A 19,708-nucleotide genomic window follows, 5' to 3' on the forward strand; every position below is an offset into this window, starting at 1 on the left:
ACTTAATGTCCTGGAAACACAAAGTGGTTTGGTCCGAAGGCATGTTGTTGCAGCCTCAGCATCTGCAACAACATGACCGTTTCCTGCAAACCCAGCTGGAGGCACGGGTCACGGCGTTGCGTGCGTATGGCTGGGGCTTTTCGGCGTTGGACATTGACCCGCAGCAACTGGCTCTGGGCAAGGTATCGTTGCTTTCATACAGCGGTATATTCCCGGATGGAACGCCTGTCGGCCTGCCATTCGATGATGAAATGCCGCCGCCTCTGACCATCCCCGATGATGCGCGCGACCTGACCGTGGTGTTGGCGTTACCAAGCTTACGTCCCGGGATCCCGGAGGTTGACGACAACCCCAGTATCGAAAATTTCGCCCGTCTTCGCAGCGCAGAATACGAAGTCTGGGACAGTAATGGACTGGACAGCAGTGCGCTGATGAGTGTCGGCAAGTTGCGCGTGCGTCTGGCCTTTGAGGGCGACGTGGCCGATGCCTACACCTCACTGGGTATCGCCCACGTGGTGGAAAAGCGCGCCGACAACTGTGTGGTGCTTGATCGCGGCTACTGCCCGCCCTGTCTGGATATCCGGGCGGCCGAATGCCTCAAGGCGATGGTCGATGAGGTCGCAGGGCTGGTGCAGCAGCGGGGCGAAGCCACGGCCTCACGCGTGGCCCGGCTCGATGGCAGTGGTGCAGCGGACATTGCCGATGTCCTGCAACTGCAGGTGCTCAATCGCAGCCTGCCGCTGATGCGCCATTTATCGACCATGAGCGGCCTGCATCCCGAGCAACTGTATCGCGACCTCTCGGCCCTGGCCGGTGAGCTGGCAACGTTTAGCCGCGACGATAAGCGCACGCCTGCCTACCCGGTGTATCGCCATACGGCCCTGGCAGAAACGTTTGCTCCGGTGATGCTTGAACTGCGTCGGATGCTCTCGACCGTGATGGATACGCGGGCCATCGCTATTCCCTTGGAAGAGCGCCAATACGGCATCCGTGTGGCCGTGCTGCCGGACCGGGCGTTACTGGCCTCGGCCACCTTCATCCTGGTGGTTCAGGCTCAAATGGCGGCCGACAGCGTGCGCAGCAGTTTCCCCTCCCAGGTCAAGATCGGCTCGATGGAGAAAATCCGCGACCTGGTCAACCTGCAACTGCCGGGTGTTGGCCTGCGGCCTTTGCCGGCAGCCCCACGGCAATTGCCGTTCTATGCGGGCTGCACGTATTTCGAACTTGATCGCAGCAGCGAGTATTGGCAACTGTTGAGCCAGTCGAGCGGTTTTGCGATCCATGTACCCGCCGGGTTTCCTGGGTTGGATATGCAATTTTGGGCCATCCGCGATTTGGCCCAAAACGAGTGAGGTGAACGCCCTGTTACAGGGCATCCAGAAACGCAAAACGGCGCCCGAAGGCGCCGTTTTGTTTACTGCATCCCGCTAAGCGATCAAACGCCCAGTACCGCGTGCTGCACCAGGGTGAGCAACGGTTGTGGGTACACGCCCAGGAAGAACGCGAGCAGGGCGATGGCCAGCAGCATCACGCCGCCTGCCTTCTGTTCCCAATGCAGCTCGGCATCCACACGGCGCAGGTTTGGCTCGATCAGGTACAGGGTGACCATCACGCGCAGGTAGTAGAACACGCCGATAGCGCTGCCCAGTACCAGGGACGCAACCAGCCACCACTCGTGGGCTTCGACACCGGTAGCGACGATGTAGAACTTGCCGATGAAACCCGCGGTCAGCGGGATACCGGCCAGGGACAGCATCATCACGGTCAGTACGGCGGTCAGGTACGGGCGGCGCCAGAACAGGCCGCGATACTCGTACAGGGCGTCAGCGTCACGGCCTTTGTACGGCGAGGACATCAGCGTAATTACACCGAAGGCGCCGAGGCTGGTGATCACGTAGGTGACCAGGTAAACGCCGATGGCTTCCACGGCCAGGCCTTTGCTCGCCACCAGGGCGATCAGCAGGTAGCCGAAGTGAGCGATGGACGAGTAACCCAGCAGACGCTTGAGGTTGTTCTGGGTCAGGGCCAGCAGGTTACCGAACAGGATCGACGCGATGGCGATCACGGTCAGCACGTTGCTCAGCACGCCGGTATTGGCAGCAGGCGAGATCTGGAACAGACGCACCATCACGGCAAACACAGCAACCTTGGACGCGGTAGCCAGGAACGCAGCCACCGGCGCCGGGGCGCCTTCGTACACGTCTGGGGTCCACAGGTGGAACGGCACCAGCGACAGCTTGAATGCCAGGCCGATCAGCATCATCGCCAGGCCCAGTTGGGCAATCGGCGCCGGGCTGTTGGTGGCAGCCAGTGCGTGGCCGATACCGGTGAAGCTCAGGCTGCCGGCTTCGGCGTAGAGCAGGGCCATACCGAACAACAGGAACGCGGAACCGGCCGCCGACAGCACCATGTACTTGATGCCGGCTTCCAGGGAGCGCTTGTTGAAGAAGGCGTATGCCACCAGGCCGTAGGTCGGGATCGACAGCAGTTCCAGGCCGATGAACAAGCCGGCCAGGTGCTGTGCGCTGACCAGCACGATACCGCCGGCCGCAGCCAGCAGGATCAGCAGGTACAGCTCTTCGCGGTTGCCTGGGTAGCCGGTGCCGCCTTCGCCGAGGTAGGCGTGGGCGAGGGTGACGCAGGCGAGGGTGGCGACAAGGATCAGCGCGATATACAGCAGCGCGAAGTCATCGACCATCATCAGCGGGGTCACCGCCAGTGGCGCGACCTTGAGTGCCGGGATAATCGACAGCAAAGCCAGGTTCAAACCGGCACAGGACAGCAGGAACGTTTGTGAGTGATTGCGGCGCCAGGCGATTGCCAGCATCACCACCACGATGGTGAGGCTGGTAATCAGCAGCGGCGCAAGCGCGATAAAGTGTTGGATCGTGAATTCCATAGCGCTCTTACCGGGCCGAAGCGAGTTGAGAGAAGGCGGTGCCGAACCACTGCTGCACGCCATGCATCGTTGCGGCAGAAGTGTCCAGGAACGGTTGCGGGTACACGCCGATGTAGATCAGCAGCACCGCAAGGCCGAGCACCATGATCAGTTCGCGAGCATCCATCCCTTTCAGGACGGTGTCGGACTTGGCCGGGCCGAAGTAGGCGCGGTGGATCATGATCAGCGAGTAGACCGAACCGAATACCAGGCCGGAAGTAGCAATGGCGCTGATCCAAGGCGTTTGCACGAAGGCACCCATCAGGATCAGGAACTCGCCGATGAAGTTGCCGGTACCCGGCAAGCCCAACGAGGCAGCGGCAAAGAACAGGCTGATCGCCGGCAGGTACGCGATGCGCGACCACACGCCGCCCATCTCACGCATGTCACGGGTGTGCAGGCGCTCGTACAACTGGCCACTCAGGATAAAGAGTGCAGCGGCGGAAACACCGTGCGCCAACATCTGGATCACTGCGCCTTGCAACGCCAGCTGGCTGCCGGAGTAGATGCCGATCAGTACGAAGCCCATGTGGGAAACGGACGAGAAGGCAATCAGACGCTTGATGTCGGTTTGCGCGAACGCCAGGAACGCACCGTAGAAGATCCCGATCAGACCCAGGGTCATGGCAATCGGCGCGAACTCCGCCGAGGCGTTCGGGAACAGCGGCAGCGCGAAACGCAGCAGGCCATAGGCAGCGGTTTTCAGCAGGATGCCGGCGAGGTCAACGGAACCGGCGGTCGGTGCCTGGGCGTGAGCGTCAGGCAGCCAGGAGTGGAACGGCACCACCGGCAGCTTCACCGCGAACGCGATGAAGAAGCCCAGCATCAGGATGTACTCGGTGGTCAGGGACATCTTGGTTTTCAACAGGTCGGCGTAGTTGAACGTAATCACGCCTGTGCTGTTGAAGTTGACCAGTACCAGACCCAGGATCGCCACCAACATGATCAGGCCGGAAGCCTGGGTGAAGATGAAGAACTTGGTCGCCGCGTAGATCCGGGTTTTCTTGCCGTCCGAAGAACTGTGACCCCAGAGCGCGATGAGGAAGTACATCGGCACCAGCATCATTTCCCAGAAGAAGAAGAACATGAACAGGTCGAGGGCGAGGAACACGCCGACAACGCCGCCCAGGATCCACATCAGGTTCAGGTGGAAGAAGCCCACGTGACGCTGGATCTCTTTCCAGGAGCAGAGTACCGAGAGGATACCCAGCAGGCCGGTCAGCAGGATCATCAACAGCGACAGGCCATCGAGGGCCAGGTGCACGTTGATGCCGAAGCGCTGGATCCACACGTGCTTGAATTCAAGCGCGAAAGTCGGATCGACACCCGGTGCCGGAGCGAATGAATAGTCACCGTGGGCCCACAGCCAGAGGCCGAGTGCGAGTTCCAGGGACATGGTCAGCAACGCAATCCAGCGGGGGAGGGTGGCGCCGAAGCGTTCACCCATCCAGCAGAGCAGGCCGCCGATGAAGGGGATCAGGATTAGCCAGGGCAGAATCATGACAGGCTCGTTTCCTTTCGCAAGTTTGCAAAGTTCGCAATGTACATAGACATGGTCAGACCGCCACGACAACGATGGCGCCGATCACCAGCACGGCACCGACCGCCATGGACGCTGCATACCAACGCAGTTGGCCGGTCTCGCTGCGGCTCAGGGCGGTGTGACCGGCCTTGGCGGCGCGCGGGATCAAACCGATGGTCTGGTCGAGCGGGTCTTTGCGCAGTACATGGCTGATAGCCAGGTAAGGCTTGACGAACAGTTTGTCGTAGATCCAGTCGAAGCCCCAGGCGGCGAACCACCAGGCCGACAGGAAGCGGCCAATGCCACTGTTGGCCACGGCCGTCACGAAGCGACGCTTGCCGAGGAACAACAGCGCGGCCAGCAGGATACCCGCGATGGCAATGGCACCCGAGGCGATTTCCAGGCTGTGCTTGGCGGCGCCACCGGCATGGCCGGCGCTTTCCGGCAGTACACCGGCCAGGGGCGGGGTGATCAGGGCGCCGACGAAGGTCGACAGCACGATCAGCACCGACAGTGGCAACCAGTGGGAGATGCCGTGACCTGCGTGCGCTTCGGTCTTGGCTTCACCGTGGAACGTGATGAAGATCAGGCGGAAGGTGTACAGCGAGGTCATGAACGCACCCACCAGGCCTGCGTAGAGCAGGTTCTGGTTACCGCTGGCAAAGGCTTCCCAGAGGATTTCGTCTTTCGAGTAGAAACCGGCGGTCACCAGTGGCAGTGCGGCCAGGGCTGCACCACCGACGATGAAGCTGGCGTAGGCCAGCGGCAGTTTCTTCCACAGGCCGCCCATCTTGAAGATGTTCTGCTCGTGGTGGCAGGCAACGATCACCGCGCCAGAGGCAAGGAACAGCAGGGCCTTGAAGAAAGCGTGAGTCATCAGGTGGAAGATCGCCGCGTCCCAGGCGCCAACGCCCAGGGCCAGGAACATGTAGCCGATCTGGCTCATGGTCGAGTAGGCGAGGATACGCTTGATGTCGGTCTGCACCAGCGCGGCAAAGCCGGCCAGCACCAGGGTCACGCCGCCGACGATGCCCACCAGGTGCAGGATGTCCGGCGCCAGGGTGAACAGGCCGTGGGTACGGGCGATCAGGTAGACACCCGCAGTTACCATCGTAGCGGCGTGGATCAGTGCCGACACTGGGGTAGGACCGGCCATCGCATCCGCCAGCCAGGTTTGCAGCGGCAGTTGCGCGGATTTACCCACGGCGCCACCCAGCAGCATCAGGGTCGCCAGGGTGATCCAGAAGTCGCCGACCTGGAATTTCTGTGGTGCCAGCACCAGCAGTTCCTGGATGTTCAGCGTGCCCACCTGTTGGAACAGGATGAACAGGCCGATGGCCATGAACACGTCGCCGATCCGGGTGACGATAAATGCCTTGAGTGCCGCGTTACCGTTGTTGCGGTTGCTGTAGTAGAAACCGATCAACAGGTACGAACACAGGCCCACGCCTTCCCAGCCGAAGTACAGGAACAACAGGTTATCGCCGAGCACCAGGAACAGCATGCTGGCGATAAACAGGTTGGTGTACGAGAAGAAGCGCGAGTAGCCCGCTTCACCGCGCATGTACCAGGACGCGAACAGGTGGATCAGGAAGCCCACGCCGACGACCACGCCGAGCATGGTGATCGACAGGCCGTCGACGTAGAGGGCGAAGTTAGGCTTGAAGCCTTCCACCGACATCCACTGCCACAGCACCAGGGTGTAGTGACCGCCTTCCGGCGGCGCTACGTTGAATTGCCAGATGACGTAGGCGGTCACGATGGCCGACAGGCCAATGGAACCCACGCCGATCAGGGCCGAGAGGTTTTCCGACCAGCGTCCACGGGAGAACGACAGCAGCAGGAAACCGATCAGGGGAAATACGAAAGTCAGAAAGATCATGTTCATCCGCGCATCTCACTGGCAGCGTCGATATCAAGCGTGTGGAAGCGACGATACAGTTGCAGCAGGATCGCCAGGCCGATACTGGCCTCGGCGGCTGCCAGGCTGATCACCAGGATGAACATGACTTGTCCATCGGGCTGGCCCCAACGTGCACCTGCAACGATGAACGCCAGTGCCGCAGCGTTCATCATGATTTCCAGGCTCATCAACACGAACAGAATGTTACGGCGAACCATCAGGCCGACCAGGCCAAGGCAGAACAGGATGCCGGCGACCGCCAGACCATGCTCCAAAGGGATAGCAGGCATCGTCATTGCTCCTTGGCTTCGTTGCGGCCCAAGTGGAAGGCGGTGATGGCTGCCGCGAGCAGCAGCATCGAAGCCAGTTCGACCACCAGCAGGTACGGACCGAACAGGCTGATGCCCACGGCTTTCGCGTCTACGGTGGTGTGGCCGATGGCCTGGCCGCTCTGGTGAGCGAACAGCACATACAGCAGTTCACCCAGCAGCAGCGCTGCGAGGACAACCGGGCCGAGCCAGATGCCGGGCTTGAGCCAGACGCGTTCCTGGGCGACCGAAGCCGGCCCCAGGTTGAGCATCATCACCACAAACACGAACAGCACCATGATGGCGCCGGCGTAGGCGATCACTTCGAGCACACCGGCGAACGGTGCGCCGAGGCTGAAGAACGTCATGGCCACGGCGATCAGCGAAATGATCAGGTAGAGCAGGGCGTGCACGGGGTTAGTGTTGGTGATCACACGAAGCGTGGACACCACTGCAATACCCGATGCGAAATAGAAAGCGAATTCCATCTTTCTTCCTTAAGGCAGCAAGCTCTTCACGTTGATCGGCTCGGCTTCGTTTTGTGCGGCGCCTTTCGGCTTACCGGCAACGGCCATACCTGCAACACGATAGAAGTTGTAATCAGGGTTTTTACCGGGACCAGAGATCAGCAGATCTTCTTTCTCGTACACCAGGTCCTGACGTTTGAACTCGGCCATCTCGAAATCCGGTGTCAGCTGGATTGCGGTGGTCGGGCAAGCTTCCTCGCAAAGGCCGCAGAAAATGCAGCGCGAGAAGTTGATACGGAAGAAGTCCGGGTACCAGCGACCGTCTTCGGTTTCAGCTTTCTGCAGGGAGATGCAACCCACCGGGCACGCTACGGCGCACAGGTTGCAGGCTACGCAACGCTCTTCGCCATCGGGGTCGCGGGTCAGCACGATACGGCCGCGATAGCGCGGCGGCAGGTACACCGCTTCTTCCGGGTATTGCAGGGTGTCGCGTTTGCGGAAACCGTGACCGAATACCATCACCAGGCTTCGCAACTGGGTACCGGTACCCTTAACGATGTCGCCAATATATTTGAACATGGGTCAAATCCTCACTGAACCGCGGCCGCTGGCGTGTTCAACAACACAACGGCAGCAGTCACCAGCAAATTGATCAGGGTCAGTGGCAGGCAGAAGCGCCAGCTGAAATCCATCACCTGGTCGTATCGTGGACGCGGAATGGAAGCGCGCAGCAGGATAAACAACATGATGAAGAACGCGGTCTTCAGGAAGAACCAGAAGAACGCCAACTGCGGCAGGATGCCGAACGGACCGTGCCAGCCGCCGAAGAACAGCGTCACCAGCAGGGCAGAGATCAAGATGATGCCGATGTACTCACCGACGAAGAACATGCCCCATTTCATGCCGGCATATTCAATGTGGTAACCGTCGGCCAGTTCCTGTTCTGCTTCAGGCTGGTCGAACGGGTGACGGTGAGTCACGGCGACGCCAGCGATGAAGAAAGTACAGAAGCCGAAGAACTGCGGAATGATGAACCACAGGTTCTGCGCCTGGTACTCGACGATGTCGCGCATGTTGAACGAGCCGACCTGCACCACGATGCCCATCAGCGCCAGGCCCATGAACACTTCGTAGGACACGGTCTGGGCCGAGGCACGCAAGCTGCCCAGCAGGGCGAACTTGTTGTTACTCGACCAACCGGCGAACAACACCGCGTAGACCGACAGACCGGCCATGGCGAAGAAGAACAGCAAGCCGATGTTCAGGTCCGCCACGCCCCAGGTCGGGGTGATCGGGATGATCGCGAAGGCAATCAGCAAGGCGCTCATGGCCACGACCGGTGCCAGGGTGAAGATCACCTTGTCGGCAAACGGTGGGGTCCAGTCTTCCTTGAAGAACATTTTCAGCATGTCGGCAGCGATCTGGAACATGCCGAATGGGCCAACGCGGTTCGGACCGTAACGGTCCTGCCACCAGCCCAGCAGGCGACGTTCGACGAAGCTGAGCAGGGCGCCCGCAACGACCACGGCCAACAGGATCACGATGGCCTTGACGACCGAGATGATCACGTCGATCACTTCAGGGGTGAACCAGGTCATTGCGCTGCCTCCTGCAGACCGTCAACGGTTTTGCCAAAGATCGCAGGCGGAATGCCGGCAAGGCCTTTAGGCAGTGCAACCAGGCCAGCGCCCAACGCTTCGTTGATACGCAGCGGCAGACGCAGAGTCTGGCCGGCCACGTTCAGGCTGAGCACGGCACCGTCGTTGACGCCGAGACGGTCGGCTTCGGACTTGGCCACGGACACGTACGCTTCTGGGATGCGGCTTTGCACCGGCGCGGCCTTGGAAGAGTTCTCTTCGCTGCCGAACAGGTGGAAGAACGGCACAACTTGCCAAGTGCCCTGGGCCGGGTTGAACGGGCGCGGTACTGCTGCGAACCAGTTCAGCGAGTCACCGGTGCTTTCGATCAGGCGGGTGCCTGGGTCGCCAGCGCGGATGTGACCACCGACTTCGTCCTGGAACTTGTTCCAGGCTTGTGGCGAGTTCCAGCCCGGCGACCAGGCAAACGGCACCTGCTGACGCGGCTCGACTGACCCCGAGTAACCTTCCATGGAGAAGGCGAACGCGGTGTCGTTGTCTTGTGGGGTACGCGGTTCGTGCACGCTGATGTCGGCGCGCATGGCGGTACGACCGGAGTAACGCAGCGGTTCACGGGCCAATTTCATGCCCTTGATGCGGAACGCGGCGGACGGTGCGGCATCGACGATACGCGCAAGCTGCGGTGTGCTGCCGGCGACGGCTGCGGTCACGTGGTCCAGTTGGGTCCAATCGATCGGCTGGTTCAACAGGGTCGCGCGCAGGGCATGCAGCCAGCGCCAGCCTTCGTGAACCAGGATGCTGGCGTCCATGTACTTCGGATCGAATACCTGGAAGAAGCGCTGGGCGCGGCCTTCCTGGCTGACCAGGGTACCGTCGCCTTCGGCAAAGCTCGCCGCTGGCAATACCAACTGAGCGCGGTCGCTGGTGGCGGTCTTCTGGTGGTCGGCCACGATCAGAACTTTGGCGGCGTTCAGTGCAGCGTCAACCTTGGCGGCGTCGGTGCGTGTGTACAGGTCGTTTTCCAGCACCACCATGGCGTCGGCGTTGCCGTCGATCACGGCTTGCAGGCCAGCGTCCAGGGACTCACCACCCAGCATGGCCAAGCCAAGGCTGTTGGCTTCCGGCACGACCAGGCTGATGGAGCCGTTCTTGTCGCGCAGCTTTAAGGCCTTGGCGATGTTGGCGGCGGCTTCGATCAATGCTTTGGAACCCAGCGAGGTACCGGCAATGATCAATGGACGCTTGGCTGCCAGCAGGGCGTCGGCAATGCGTTGGGCCAGTTCGACGGCTTCAGTGTCCAGGCCTTCGACGGCAGGCGCGCTGGCGTCCAGGGCGTGGGCCACGGCGAAACCGATGCGGGCGAGGTCGTCCGGTGCAGCGTGGACGCATTCTTCGGCGATGTCGTCGAGCTTGGTTTCAGCGATGCTGGCGATAAACAGCGGGTTCAGCGCGTGCTGGCCAATGTTTTTCACCGCAGCGTCCAGCCACGGCTGTACGCGCATGGCGTCGGCCATCTCTTCAGCCTTGCCTTTGACCGACTGACGCAGGGACAGCGCGATACGCGCGGCGGTCTGGGTCAGGTCTTCACCGAGCACGAAGATGGCATCGTGGTCTTCGATGTCGCGCATGTTCGGCACTGGCAGCGGGCTGTCGTTCAGCACTTGCAGGACCAGACGGATGCGTTCCAGCTCACCAGCTTCGATGCCGGAGTAGAAGTGCTCGGCACCGACCAGTTCGCGCAACGCGTAGTTGCTTTCGAGGCTGGCGCGAGGCGAACCGATACCGACGATATTACGGCCGCGCAGCAGGTCGGCGGCTTTATCCAGCGCGTCGTCCAGGCTCAGCTTAGTGCCGTCGGCCAGCAGTGGTTGGCGCGGGCGATCCTTGCGGTTGACGTAGCCATAGCCGAAACGGCCACGGTCGCACAGGAAGTACTGGTTGACCGAACCGTTGAAGCGGTTTTCGATACGACGCAGTTCGCCGTAGCGTTCGCCCGGGGAAATGTTGCAACCGCTGGAGCAGCCGTGGCAGATGCTCGGGGCGAATTGCATGTCCCACTTACGGTTGTAGCGCTCGGAGTGGGTCTTGTCGGTGAACACACCGGTCGGGCAGACCTCAGTGAGGTTGCCGGAGAACTCGCTTTCGAGCACGCCGTCTTCAACGCGACCGAAGTACACGTTGTCGTGGGCGCCGAAGACACCAAGGTCGGTGCCGCCAGCGTAGTCTTTATAGAAACGTACGCACCGGTAGCAGGCGATGCAGCGGTTCATCTCGTGGGAAATGAATGGGCCGAGGTCCTGGTTCTGGTGGGTACGCTTGGTGAAGCGATAACGGCGCTCGTTGTGGCCGGTCATCACCGTCATGTCTTGCAAGTGGCAGTGACCGCCTTCCTCACAGACTGGGCAGTCGTGGGGGTGGTTGGTCATCAGCCATTCGACAACGCTGGCGCGGAACGCCTTGGATTCTTCATCTTCGATGGAGATCCAGGTGTTGTCGGTGGCTGGGGTCATGCAGGACATGACGATACGACCACGGGTGTCGTTCTCGTCGGTGTATTGCTTGACCGCACACTGGCGACAGGCACCGACGCTACCGAGTGCGGGGTGCCAGCAGAAATACGGGATGTCGAGGCCTAGTGACAGACATGCCTGTAACAGGTTGTCCGCCCCATCGACTTCGAGCGCTTTGCCGTCTACGTGGATAGTGGCCATGGTTCAAAGTTCTTCGTTGGCCCGTTGTCAGCGGGCGTGGCTAATGGAATCTTGTTATTCATGGGCATCAACACAGCCTTTACGGCGTCAGCCCATGAGAAGACGAAGGGCACGGACCCTTCGCCTTTTAAAGCGTTACGCGCCGACTACGATCGGCCTTGCCAGAGGCGGGACGGCGGCGCTGGTAGGCGCAATACCGGCTTCGAACTCCGAGCGGAAGTATTTGATTGCGCTGCCCAATGGCTCCACGGCGCCCGGTGCGTGAGCACAGAAGGTCTTGCCTGGGCCGAGGAAACCGACCAGACCCAACAGGGTCTCGATGTCACCCTCACGGCCTTCGCCATTTTCCAGGGCCATCAGCAGCTTGACGCTCCACGGCAGACCGTCGCGGCATGGGGTGCAGAAGCCACAGGATTCACGGGCAAAGAACTGCTCCATGTTGCGCAGCAGCGAGACCATGTTCACGGTGTTGTCCACCGCCATCGCCAGGCCAGTACCCATCCGGGTGCCCACCTTGCCGATGCCGCCGGCATACATTTGTGCGTCGAGGTGCTCGGGCAACAGGAAACCGGTGCCAGCGCCGCCTGGCTGCCAGGCCTTCAAGGTGTAGCCGTCGCGCATGCCGCCGGCGTAGTCCTCGAAAAGCTCGCGTGCGGTAACGCCGAATGGCAGCTCCCACAAGCCAGGATTCTTGACCTTGCCGGAGAAGCCCATGAGCTTGGTGCCCATGTCTTCGCTGCCTTCACGGGCCAACGATTTGTACCAGTCCACGCCGTCGGCGATGATCGCCGGCACGTTGCACAGGGTCTCAACGTTGTTGACGCAGGTCGGCTTGCCCCATACGCCCACGGCGGCGGGGAAGGGTGGCTTGGAGCGCGGGTTGGCGCGGCGCCCTTCGAGGGAGTTGATCAGTGCGGTTTCTTCACCGCAGATGTAACGCCCGGCGCCGGTGTGCACGAACAGTTCGAAATCAAAGCCGGAACCCAGGATGTTCTTGCCCAACAGGCCAGCAGCCTTGGCTTCTTCTACGGCACGGTTGAGGTGCTTGGCGGCGGTGGTGTATTCGCCACGCAGGAAGATATAGCCACGGTAGGTTTTTAGCGCGCGGGCACTGATCAGCATGCCTTCGATCAGCAAATGGGGCAGTTGCTCCATCAGCATGCGGTCTTTCCAGGTGTTCGGCTCCATTTCATCCGCGTTGCACAGCAGGTAGCGGATATTAATGGACTCGTCCTTGGGCATCAGGCCCCACTTCACGCCCGTGGGGAAGCCTGCACCGCCGCGGCCTTTGAGGCCGGCGTCTTTCACGGTCTGGACGATGTCGTCCTGTGCCATGTCGGCAAAAGCTTTGCGCGCAGCGGCGTAGCCGTTCTTGGCCTGGTACTCGTCGAGCCATACCGGCTCGGCATCGTCACGCAGGCGCCAGGTGAGAGGATGGGTCTCAGGCGAACGCTTGATCAGGTTGGCGGGGCCGAAAGATGTAAGGGTCATGGGTAGCCCTCAAGCAATTGGGTCACGCCAGCAGGCTGCACGTCACCGAATGTGTCGTCGTCGATCATCAACGCCGGCGCCTTGTCGCAGTTGCCCAGGCAGCACACCGGCAGCAGCGTGAAGCGGCCGTCCGGAGTGGTTTGGCCCAGGCCGATGCCCAGTTTGTTCTGGATCTCGCTGACCACGGATTCGTGACCACCGATGTAGCAGACCATGCTGTCGCACACGCGAATGATGTGACGGCCCACCGGTTGGCGGAAGATCTGGCTGTAGAACGTAGCCACGCCTTCAACATCGCTGGCAGGGATGCCGAGAATCTCGCCGATGGCGTAGAGGGCGCCGTCCGGCACCCAGCCACGTTCCTTCTGAACGATCTTCAGGGCTTCGATCGACGCCGCGCGCGGGTCTTCATAGTGATGCAGCTCGTGCTCGATGGCCGAGCGCTCGGTTTCACTCAGGGTGAAACGGTCTGTCTGGATAAGCGTGCTGTTCATGCTTAGCGGTCCACGTCGGCCATAACGAAATCGATACTACCCAGGTACGCAATCAAGTCCGCGACCATCTCGCCTTTGATCACCGAAGGGATCTGCTGCAAGTGCGGGAAGCTTGGAGTACGAATCCGGGTGCGGTAGCTCATGGTGCCGCCATCGCTCGTCAGGTAATAACTGTTGATACCCTTGGTCGCTTCGATCATCTGGAAGGATTCGTTGGCCGGCATGACCGGGCCCCACGAAACCTGCAGGAAGTGCGTGATCAGGGTTTCGATGTGCTGCAGCGTGCGTTCTTTGGGCGGCGGCGTGGTCAGCGGGTGATCCGCCTTGTACGGGCCGGCCGGCATGTTGCGCATGCACTGTTCGATGATCTTCAGGCTCTGGCGCATTTCTTCTACGCGCACGATGCAACGGTCGTAGGCATCGCCATTGGCGGCCACCGGCACTTCGAACTCGAAGTTCTCGTAGCCGGAGTATGGGCGCGCTTTACGCAGGTCGAAGTCGCAGCCAGTCGAGCGCAGGCCTGCACCGGTGACGCCCCATTCCAGGGCCTCTTTGGTGTTGTAGGCGGCGACGCCGATGGTACGGCCCTTGAGGATGCTGTTATCGAGCGCGGCTTTTTGGTACTCGTCCAGACGCTTGGGCATCCAGTCGATGAACTCCTTGACCAGGCGCTCCCAACCATTCGGCAGGTCGTGGGCCACGCCGCCGATGCGGTACCAGGCCGGGTGCAGACGGAAACCGGTGATGGCTTCGATGACCTTGTAGGCGCGCTGACGGTCGGTGAATGTGAAGAACACCGGGGTCATGGCGCCGACGTCCTGGATATAGGTACCCAGGAACAGCAGGTGGCTGGTGATCCGGAAGAACTCGGCCATCATGATGCGGATGGTGTCGACGCGGTCCGGGACCTTGATGCCGGCCAGCTTCTCGACCGAGAGCACGTACGGCAGGTTGTTCATCACGCCGCCGAGGTAGTCGATACGGTCGGTGTACGGGATGAAGCTGTGCCACGACTGACGCTCGGCCATCTTCTCGGCGCCACGGTGGTGGTAGCCGATGTCCGGCACGCAGTCGACGATTTCTTCGCCATCCAGTTGCAGGATGATACGGAAGGCACCGTGAGCCGAAGGGTGGTTCGGGCCCAGGTTGAGGAACATGTAGTCCTCGTTGGTGCCGGAGCGTTTCATGCCCCAGTCTTCCGGACGGAAGCGCGCAGCCTCTTCTTCAAGCTGTTGCTTGGCGAGGTTGAGGCTGAACGGGTCGAATTCGGTGGCGCGGGCAGGGAAGTCCTTGCGCAGCGGGTGACCTTCCCACGTGGGCGGCATCATGATGCGCGTCAGGTGCGGGTGGCCGGGGAAGTCGATACCGAACATGTCCCACACTTCACGCTCGTACCAGCTGGCGTTCGGCCAGATACCGGTTACGGTCGGGACGCTCAGGTCGCTCTCGGAGAGGGCAACCTTGATCATCACGTCGCTGTTACGTTCCAGCGACATCAGATGGTAGAACACCGTGAAATCGGCACCGCTTGGCAGGCCCTGGCGCTTGGTGCGCAGACGCTCGTCCACGCCATGCAGGTCATAAAGCATGACGTACGGCTTGGGCAAGTTACGCAGGAAGGTCAGGACTTCGACGAGCTTGGCGCGCGCCACCCACAGCACCGGCATACCGGTACGTGTGGCCTGGGCGGTGAAGGCGTCAGGGCCAAAACGGTTATTGAGTTCGACGACCACATCCTGGTCGTCTGCCTTATAAGGCGGGATGTACAGAGCGCTGCCTGTAGTCATGGTTTTTTATCGCTTTCGGTCAACGTAAAGAATGAAGCCAGGTGTTCGTTCTATAAAAGAAGCGGGCTGGATCAGACTTCGTCAGGGCTGCGCAGGTTGGTGACTGCGATTCGCTGTTCGCGGCGCTGTTCCTTTTGCGAGGGCATCTCGGCGCGGTAAACGCCTTGATCGCCGACGACCCAGGAAAGCGGACGACGCTCCTTGCCAATCGATTCCTGCAACAGCATCAAGCCTTGCAGAAATGCTTCAGGGCGGGGCGGGCAGCCAGGCACGTAGACGTCCACGGGCAGGAACTTATCCACCCCTTGGACCACTGAGTAGATGTCGTACATGCCACCGGAGTTGGCGCACGAACCCATGGAGATAACCCACTTCGGTTCGAGCATTTGCTCGTAGAGACGCTGAATGATCGGCGCCATCTTGATGAAGCAGGTTCCGGCGATAACCATGAAATCCGCCTGGCGCGGTGATGCCCGGATAACTTCGGCGCCAAAGCGCGCGATGTCGTGGGGCGCCGTGAAGGCGGTGGTCATTTCCACGTAGCAGCACGAAAGGCCGAAGTTGTACGGCCACAGGGAGTTTTTACGCCCCCAATTGACCGCGCCACTCAGCACGTCTTCGAGTTTGCCCATGTAGATGTTTTTGTGGACTTGGTCTTCTAACGGATCGGAAACGGTTTCCCGTTCGCCGATGGGGTACTGCTCGTTAGGAGCATCCGGGTCGATCCTGGTGAGATTGTATTGCATCGCCAAAGCCTCATTGTTTCAGCTTCGCTTGCCGCTTACGACGAGCTTCCGGAGCCCAGTCAAGGGCGCCCACTCGAAATAGGTAGACAAGGCCTGCCAACAGAATTGCTATGAAAACGAGAGCTTCGACGAATCCGGTCCAGCCGCTTTCGCGGACGGACACAGACCAGGCAAAGAGAAAGAGGGCTTCGATATCGAAGATCACGAACAGCATCGCGACCAGATAGAATTTGGCTGAGAGCCGCAGACGGGCGCCACCTGTAGGTAGCATGCCCGACTCGAACGGTTCGTTTTTGCTGCGGCCCCAGGCTTTTGACCCGAGGAGGCTGGAAACACCGAGCATGAAGGCGCAAAGGCCGACAACACCGAGGAGGAAAATGGCAAAGCCCCAGTTGTGGGCCATGAGTCCTGTCGCTTCGGTCATGCTGGAAATCCTTAACAGAGAGCAAAGGTCTCTGAGCTCGAAAAAGTAATGATGCAGTGACGATATGTCGCAGCGCAGTCAATCGCGGTGATTTTATGGCTAAACACCGGGCAAGTAAAATTCCTATAGCGAAATTATTCGATGGAATAAGGACATAGTGCACCTTCTTGGGGCTGTAGCCCTTGCGGGGCGGGGATTAGCGGGCATTTGATCAATTATGTTTTGTTTAACCAGTAACGAAGTTTTCATGGTATAAATGATAATGAATATTGTTTGCGCGGGGTTTAAGCGATTGTTTCTCATGTGGCGGGGTAAGTTGCCGTTACTTGTTTGATTGGCGCAAGTTGCCGGAGCGGATCTTTTAACCGATTTATCCGCAGCGAATACCGCTCTGGATCAAGGTTTTGTACAAAATCTTCAGGTTGCGTGCGTTCCCTTGTGGGAGGGGGCTTGCCCTCGATGGCTGAGTGTCAGTCAATAACGCTGTTGCTGATCCACCGTTATCGGGGGCAAGCCCCCTCCCACAGTTGGATTCTCATTGGCCCGGGGCAGATATCTGAGGCAAAAAAACGCCCCGAACCAGTCGGGGGGTGATTGTCGTGCAGCACTGCGGTTAGCTCTTTAACGGGTCCGCAGTGGCTGTGTACTCACATCGATCAGTGGAACTGCTCTTCTTCAGTCGACCCGGTCAGCGCGGTCACGGACGAGGTGCCGCCCTGGATCACGGTGGTCATGTCATCGAAGTAGCCAGTACCCACTTCCTGCTGGTGCGCCACAAAGGTGTAGCCTTTGGAGGCGTCAGCGAATTCCTGCTCCTGCAGCTTCACGTAGGCGGTCATGTCGTTGCGGGCGTAGTCGTGCGCCAGGTTGAACATGCTGTGCCACATGTTGTGAATGCCGGCCAGGGTGATGAACTGGTGCTTGTAGCCCATGGCGGACAGTTCGCGCTGGAACTTGGCGATGGTCGCGTCGTCCAGGTTCTTCTTCCAGTTGAAAGAAGGCGAGCAGTTGTAGGACAGCAGTTGGTCCGGGTATTCCTTCTTGATCGCTTCGGCGAAACGACGCGCTTCGTCCAGATCCGGTTTGGCGGTTTCGCACCAGATCAGGTCGGCATACGGTGCGTAGGCCAGACCGCGGGCGATGGCCTGGTCGAGGCCGGCGCGTACCTTGTAGAAACCTTCCTGGGTGCGTTCGCCGGTAACGAATGGTTGGTCGTACGGGTCGCAGTCCGAGGTCAGCAGGTCTGCTGCGTTGGCGTCGGTACGGGCCAGGATGATGGTCGGTGTGCCGGCAACGTCAGCCGCCAGACGGGCAGCGGTCAGCTTCTGTACAGCTTCTTGGGTCGGAACCAGTACCTTGCCGCCCATATGGCCGCATTTCTTCACGGAAGCCAGTTGGTCTTCGAAGTGAACGCCCGCGGCGCCTGCTTCGATCATGCTCTTCATCAGCTCATAGGCGTTCAGTACGCCGCCGAAGCCGGCTTCGGCGTCAGCTACGATTGGCGCGAAGTAGTCGATGTAGCCTTCATCGCCTGGGCCTTTGCCAGCTTTCCACTGGATCTGGTCAGCACGACGGAACGAGTTGTTGATGCGCTTAACTACGGTCGGCACGGAATCAACCGGGTACAGCGATTGGTCGGGGTACATGGATTCAGCGGAGTTGTTGTCCGCTGCCACTTGCCAGCCGGACAGGTAGATCGCCTGGATGCCGGCTTTTACCTGTTGGACTGCTTGGCCGCCAGTGAGGGCGCCCATGCAGTTGACGAAATCTTTGTCGGGGCGGAAGGAAGGCTTGGCACCTTGGGTGACCAGGTTCCACAGCTTCTCGGCGCCGAGTTTTGCAAAGGTGTGCTCAGGTTGAACCGAGCCACGCAGGCGGACGACGTCAGCAGCGGAATAAGCGCGGGTTACGCCTTTCCAGCGTGGGTTTTCAGCCCAATCTTTTTCAAGGGCTGCAATTTGCTGTTCGCGTGTCAGTGCCATGGGGAAAAACCTCGTCGCATAGGTCTAGGTGGAAAGATCCATTTGCCAGCCGCGCAATCGTTGCGGGGTATGGCTGCTCGCTGACCAGAAGCATAGGTGGTCAAGTCAGGTTCGACGGGGAAGGCGACGGGATGAACGATGATCGAGAGGGGGCAGGTAAAGGCTGGCCGAGAACGGTCTTCGGGCATCGTGGGCCCTTGGGTATTCTGCAGCATGTTGCCGGGTTACCTGGTTAGCTTCCGTCCCTCGGGACAACTTCGTTCCAGTCGCAACCTCGTCAAACACACCTTGTGGGCGGTACAGACACGAATCGGCTCAGGTGGGTAGCTTAGAGCGACGATCCGAAGGCCCTTGCCAGGGCCCCTGATTAGCGGGAGCGAGGCCATCATGCCCATGCTTTTTTGGATCGTCAAATGTTTTGTAGTGCTTTTTTTATAGCACTACATCTTTAGTCTAATACGACTCATCAGTCAGTTTTTGGTGCTTCAGTTCAGGGTGTCGACCTTGACCCGCAACGTCAGGTCATCACGGCCCTGGGTAGAGTAGCTGCGGGTTGTAGAGGATTTATCGGCTTGGGTTTCACGGTTGATGCCGGCCAGGGGGATCCATTCGCCAAGACGCCCGCTGACGGTTGTGTCGGTACTTTGCACATTCACTACATCGGGACGTTCCTGGCTCATGCGGTCACGGTTGGTACTGATCGCCAGATGCACGGTCTCGCCGGTGACGCTGGCAGTGACGTAGAAGCCCTGGGTGACGTTGCGGTATTGGGTCTGGTTCTGCGGGCGGCCGTAGGCGTCTGGTTGGGTGGTGGTCAGTGGCACGCTCTGGCCGACCTGGATTAGCGCAGGCACGCCTTCGCTGGCCTGGATCTGCTGGATGCCGCCGTCGCGACTGGCAGTGCCGTAGTTGATGATGCGGGTTTGGCTATCGCCACTGTTCTGTTGGTTGTTTTCGTTCGTGTCTACAGTAATCAGCAGGCGCTTGGCCGGTGTGTCCAGTTGTGCAATCAGTGCGCGCAGGTCCTGGAGCTTGCCGGGATCGGCGTTAACAATAAGTTGGTTGCCGTAGGCGCTGACGGTGCCGTCCTTGCCGATAAAATTCTGCGCCACCGGCAATAGATCGGCGCTGGTGCGGTTGTTCAGGTTGACGACTTCGGTGTCGGCCATTGCCGAGCAACTGACGGCCAGGATGAGGGCGGTGAGCAGGGTGCGTAGGGACATGTCCGTTATCTCTGCGAGTCATTTAGGCTTGATAGTGCCAGTTTGTCGGCCTGGGGTGTAGTGAGCGGGCTTGCCCCGCGCTGGGCTGCGTAGCGGCCCCTATAAAAAACGCCG

At 60.2% G+C, this 19,708-nt stretch carries 16 protein-coding genes; 1 reads left to right on the forward strand and 15 read right to left on the reverse strand.

What is annotated here, in order from left to right:
• The first annotated feature begins 5 nt into the window (after positions 1-5).
• On the forward strand, positions 6-1,352 hold the full coding sequence (gene tssK / locus CKW32_RS07075) for a type VI secretion system baseplate subunit TssK (RefSeq protein ID WP_095184437.1): 1,347 nt from the start codon (positions 6-8) through the stop codon (positions 1,350-1,352).
• Positions 1,353-1,435: 83 nt separating this feature from the next.
• Here the strand turns inward: tssK and nuoN are convergent, their stop codons facing one another.
• From nuoN to CKW32_RS07150, 15 genes are all read right to left on the reverse strand, one after another.
• The gene (gene nuoN, locus CKW32_RS07080) at positions 1,436-2,899 is read right to left on the reverse strand and encodes an NADH-quinone oxidoreductase subunit NuoN (protein ID WP_003174731.1); all 1,464 of its coding nucleotides are present in this window, start codon (positions 2,897-2,899) and stop codon (positions 1,436-1,438) included.
• A gap of 7 nt (positions 2,900-2,906) precedes the next feature.
• Positions 2,907-4,439 carry an NADH-quinone oxidoreductase subunit M gene (nuoM, locus tag CKW32_RS07085; protein ID WP_017527174.1) on the reverse strand — a complete coding sequence of 511 codons (1,533 nt, stop codon included), beginning with the start codon at positions 4,437-4,439 and terminating at the stop codon, positions 2,907-2,909.
• Between the two features lie 55 nt (positions 4,440-4,494).
• Positions 4,495-6,348: an NADH-quinone oxidoreductase subunit L gene (gene nuoL, locus CKW32_RS07090; RefSeq protein WP_095184438.1), complete on the reverse strand. Its 1,854-nt coding sequence runs from the start codon at positions 6,346-6,348 to the stop codon at positions 4,495-4,497.
• Positions 6,345-6,653 (reverse strand): NADH-quinone oxidoreductase subunit NuoK, encoded by a 309-nt coding sequence (gene nuoK / locus CKW32_RS07095; RefSeq protein WP_003174727.1) that lies wholly within the window; start codon positions 6,651-6,653, stop codon positions 6,345-6,347. The genes nuoL and nuoK overlap by 4 nt, the downstream gene beginning before the upstream one ends.
• 2 nt (positions 6,654-6,655) lie before the next feature.
• Complete coding sequence (gene nuoJ / locus CKW32_RS07100) at positions 6,656-7,159, reverse strand: NADH-quinone oxidoreductase subunit J (protein WP_003174726.1); 504 nt, start codon at positions 7,157-7,159, stop codon at positions 6,656-6,658.
• Between the two features lie 9 nt (positions 7,160-7,168).
• Entirely contained in the window at positions 7,169-7,717 is a 549-nt protein-coding gene (gene nuoI, locus CKW32_RS07105; protein WP_003174725.1) for an NADH-quinone oxidoreductase subunit NuoI, read from the reverse strand.
• Between the two features lie 11 nt (positions 7,718-7,728).
• Positions 7,729-8,736, reverse strand: coding sequence for an NADH-quinone oxidoreductase subunit NuoH (nuoH, locus tag CKW32_RS07110; RefSeq protein WP_003174724.1), 1,008 nt, complete (start codon positions 8,734-8,736; stop codon positions 7,729-7,731).
• The gene (gene nuoG / locus CKW32_RS07115; protein ID WP_032889693.1) at positions 8,733-11,447 is read right to left on the reverse strand and encodes an NADH-quinone oxidoreductase subunit NuoG; all 2,715 of its coding nucleotides are present in this window, start codon (positions 11,445-11,447) and stop codon (positions 8,733-8,735) included. The genes nuoH and nuoG overlap by 4 nt, the downstream gene beginning before the upstream one ends.
• Before the next feature lie 135 nt (positions 11,448-11,582).
• Complete coding sequence (nuoF, locus tag CKW32_RS07120) at positions 11,583-12,938, reverse strand: NADH-quinone oxidoreductase subunit NuoF (protein ID WP_003174722.1); 1,356 nt, start codon at positions 12,936-12,938, stop codon at positions 11,583-11,585.
• Positions 12,935-13,432: an NADH-quinone oxidoreductase subunit NuoE gene (gene nuoE, locus CKW32_RS07125; RefSeq protein WP_003174721.1), complete on the reverse strand. Its 498-nt coding sequence runs from the start codon at positions 13,430-13,432 to the stop codon at positions 12,935-12,937. The genes nuoF and nuoE overlap by 4 nt, the downstream gene beginning before the upstream one ends.
• Before the next feature lie 2 nt (positions 13,433-13,434).
• A complete protein-coding gene (nuoC, locus tag CKW32_RS07130) occupies positions 13,435-15,219 on the reverse strand; it encodes an NADH-quinone oxidoreductase subunit C/D (protein WP_095184439.1) in 1,785 nt (594 codons plus the stop codon).
• 71 nt (positions 15,220-15,290) lie between these two features.
• On the reverse strand, positions 15,291-15,965 hold the full coding sequence (locus tag CKW32_RS07135) for an NADH-quinone oxidoreductase subunit B family protein (RefSeq protein ID WP_003174719.1): 675 nt from the start codon (positions 15,963-15,965) through the stop codon (positions 15,291-15,293).
• A gap of 10 nt (positions 15,966-15,975) precedes the next feature.
• Complete coding sequence (locus tag CKW32_RS07140; RefSeq protein ID WP_003219575.1) at positions 15,976-16,389, reverse strand: NADH-quinone oxidoreductase subunit A; 414 nt, start codon at positions 16,387-16,389, stop codon at positions 15,976-15,978.
• Positions 16,390-17,045: 656 nt separating this feature from the next.
• A complete protein-coding gene (aceA, locus tag CKW32_RS07145; protein WP_010458877.1) occupies positions 17,046-18,371 on the reverse strand; it encodes an isocitrate lyase in 1,326 nt (441 codons plus the stop codon).
• Positions 18,372-18,856: 485 nt separating this feature from the next.
• Positions 18,857-19,594, reverse strand: a complete 738-nt coding sequence (locus CKW32_RS07150; RefSeq protein WP_095184440.1) for a secretin N-terminal domain-containing protein — start codon at positions 19,592-19,594, stop codon at positions 18,857-18,859.
• Between the last annotated feature and the right edge of the window lie 114 nt (positions 19,595-19,708).

Origin of the sequence: Pseudomonas sp. Irchel 3H9, from assembly GCF_900187495.1 — a bacterium.
GTDB classification, from domain to species: Bacteria; Pseudomonadota; Gammaproteobacteria; order Pseudomonadales; family Pseudomonadaceae; genus Aquipseudomonas; species Aquipseudomonas sivasensis.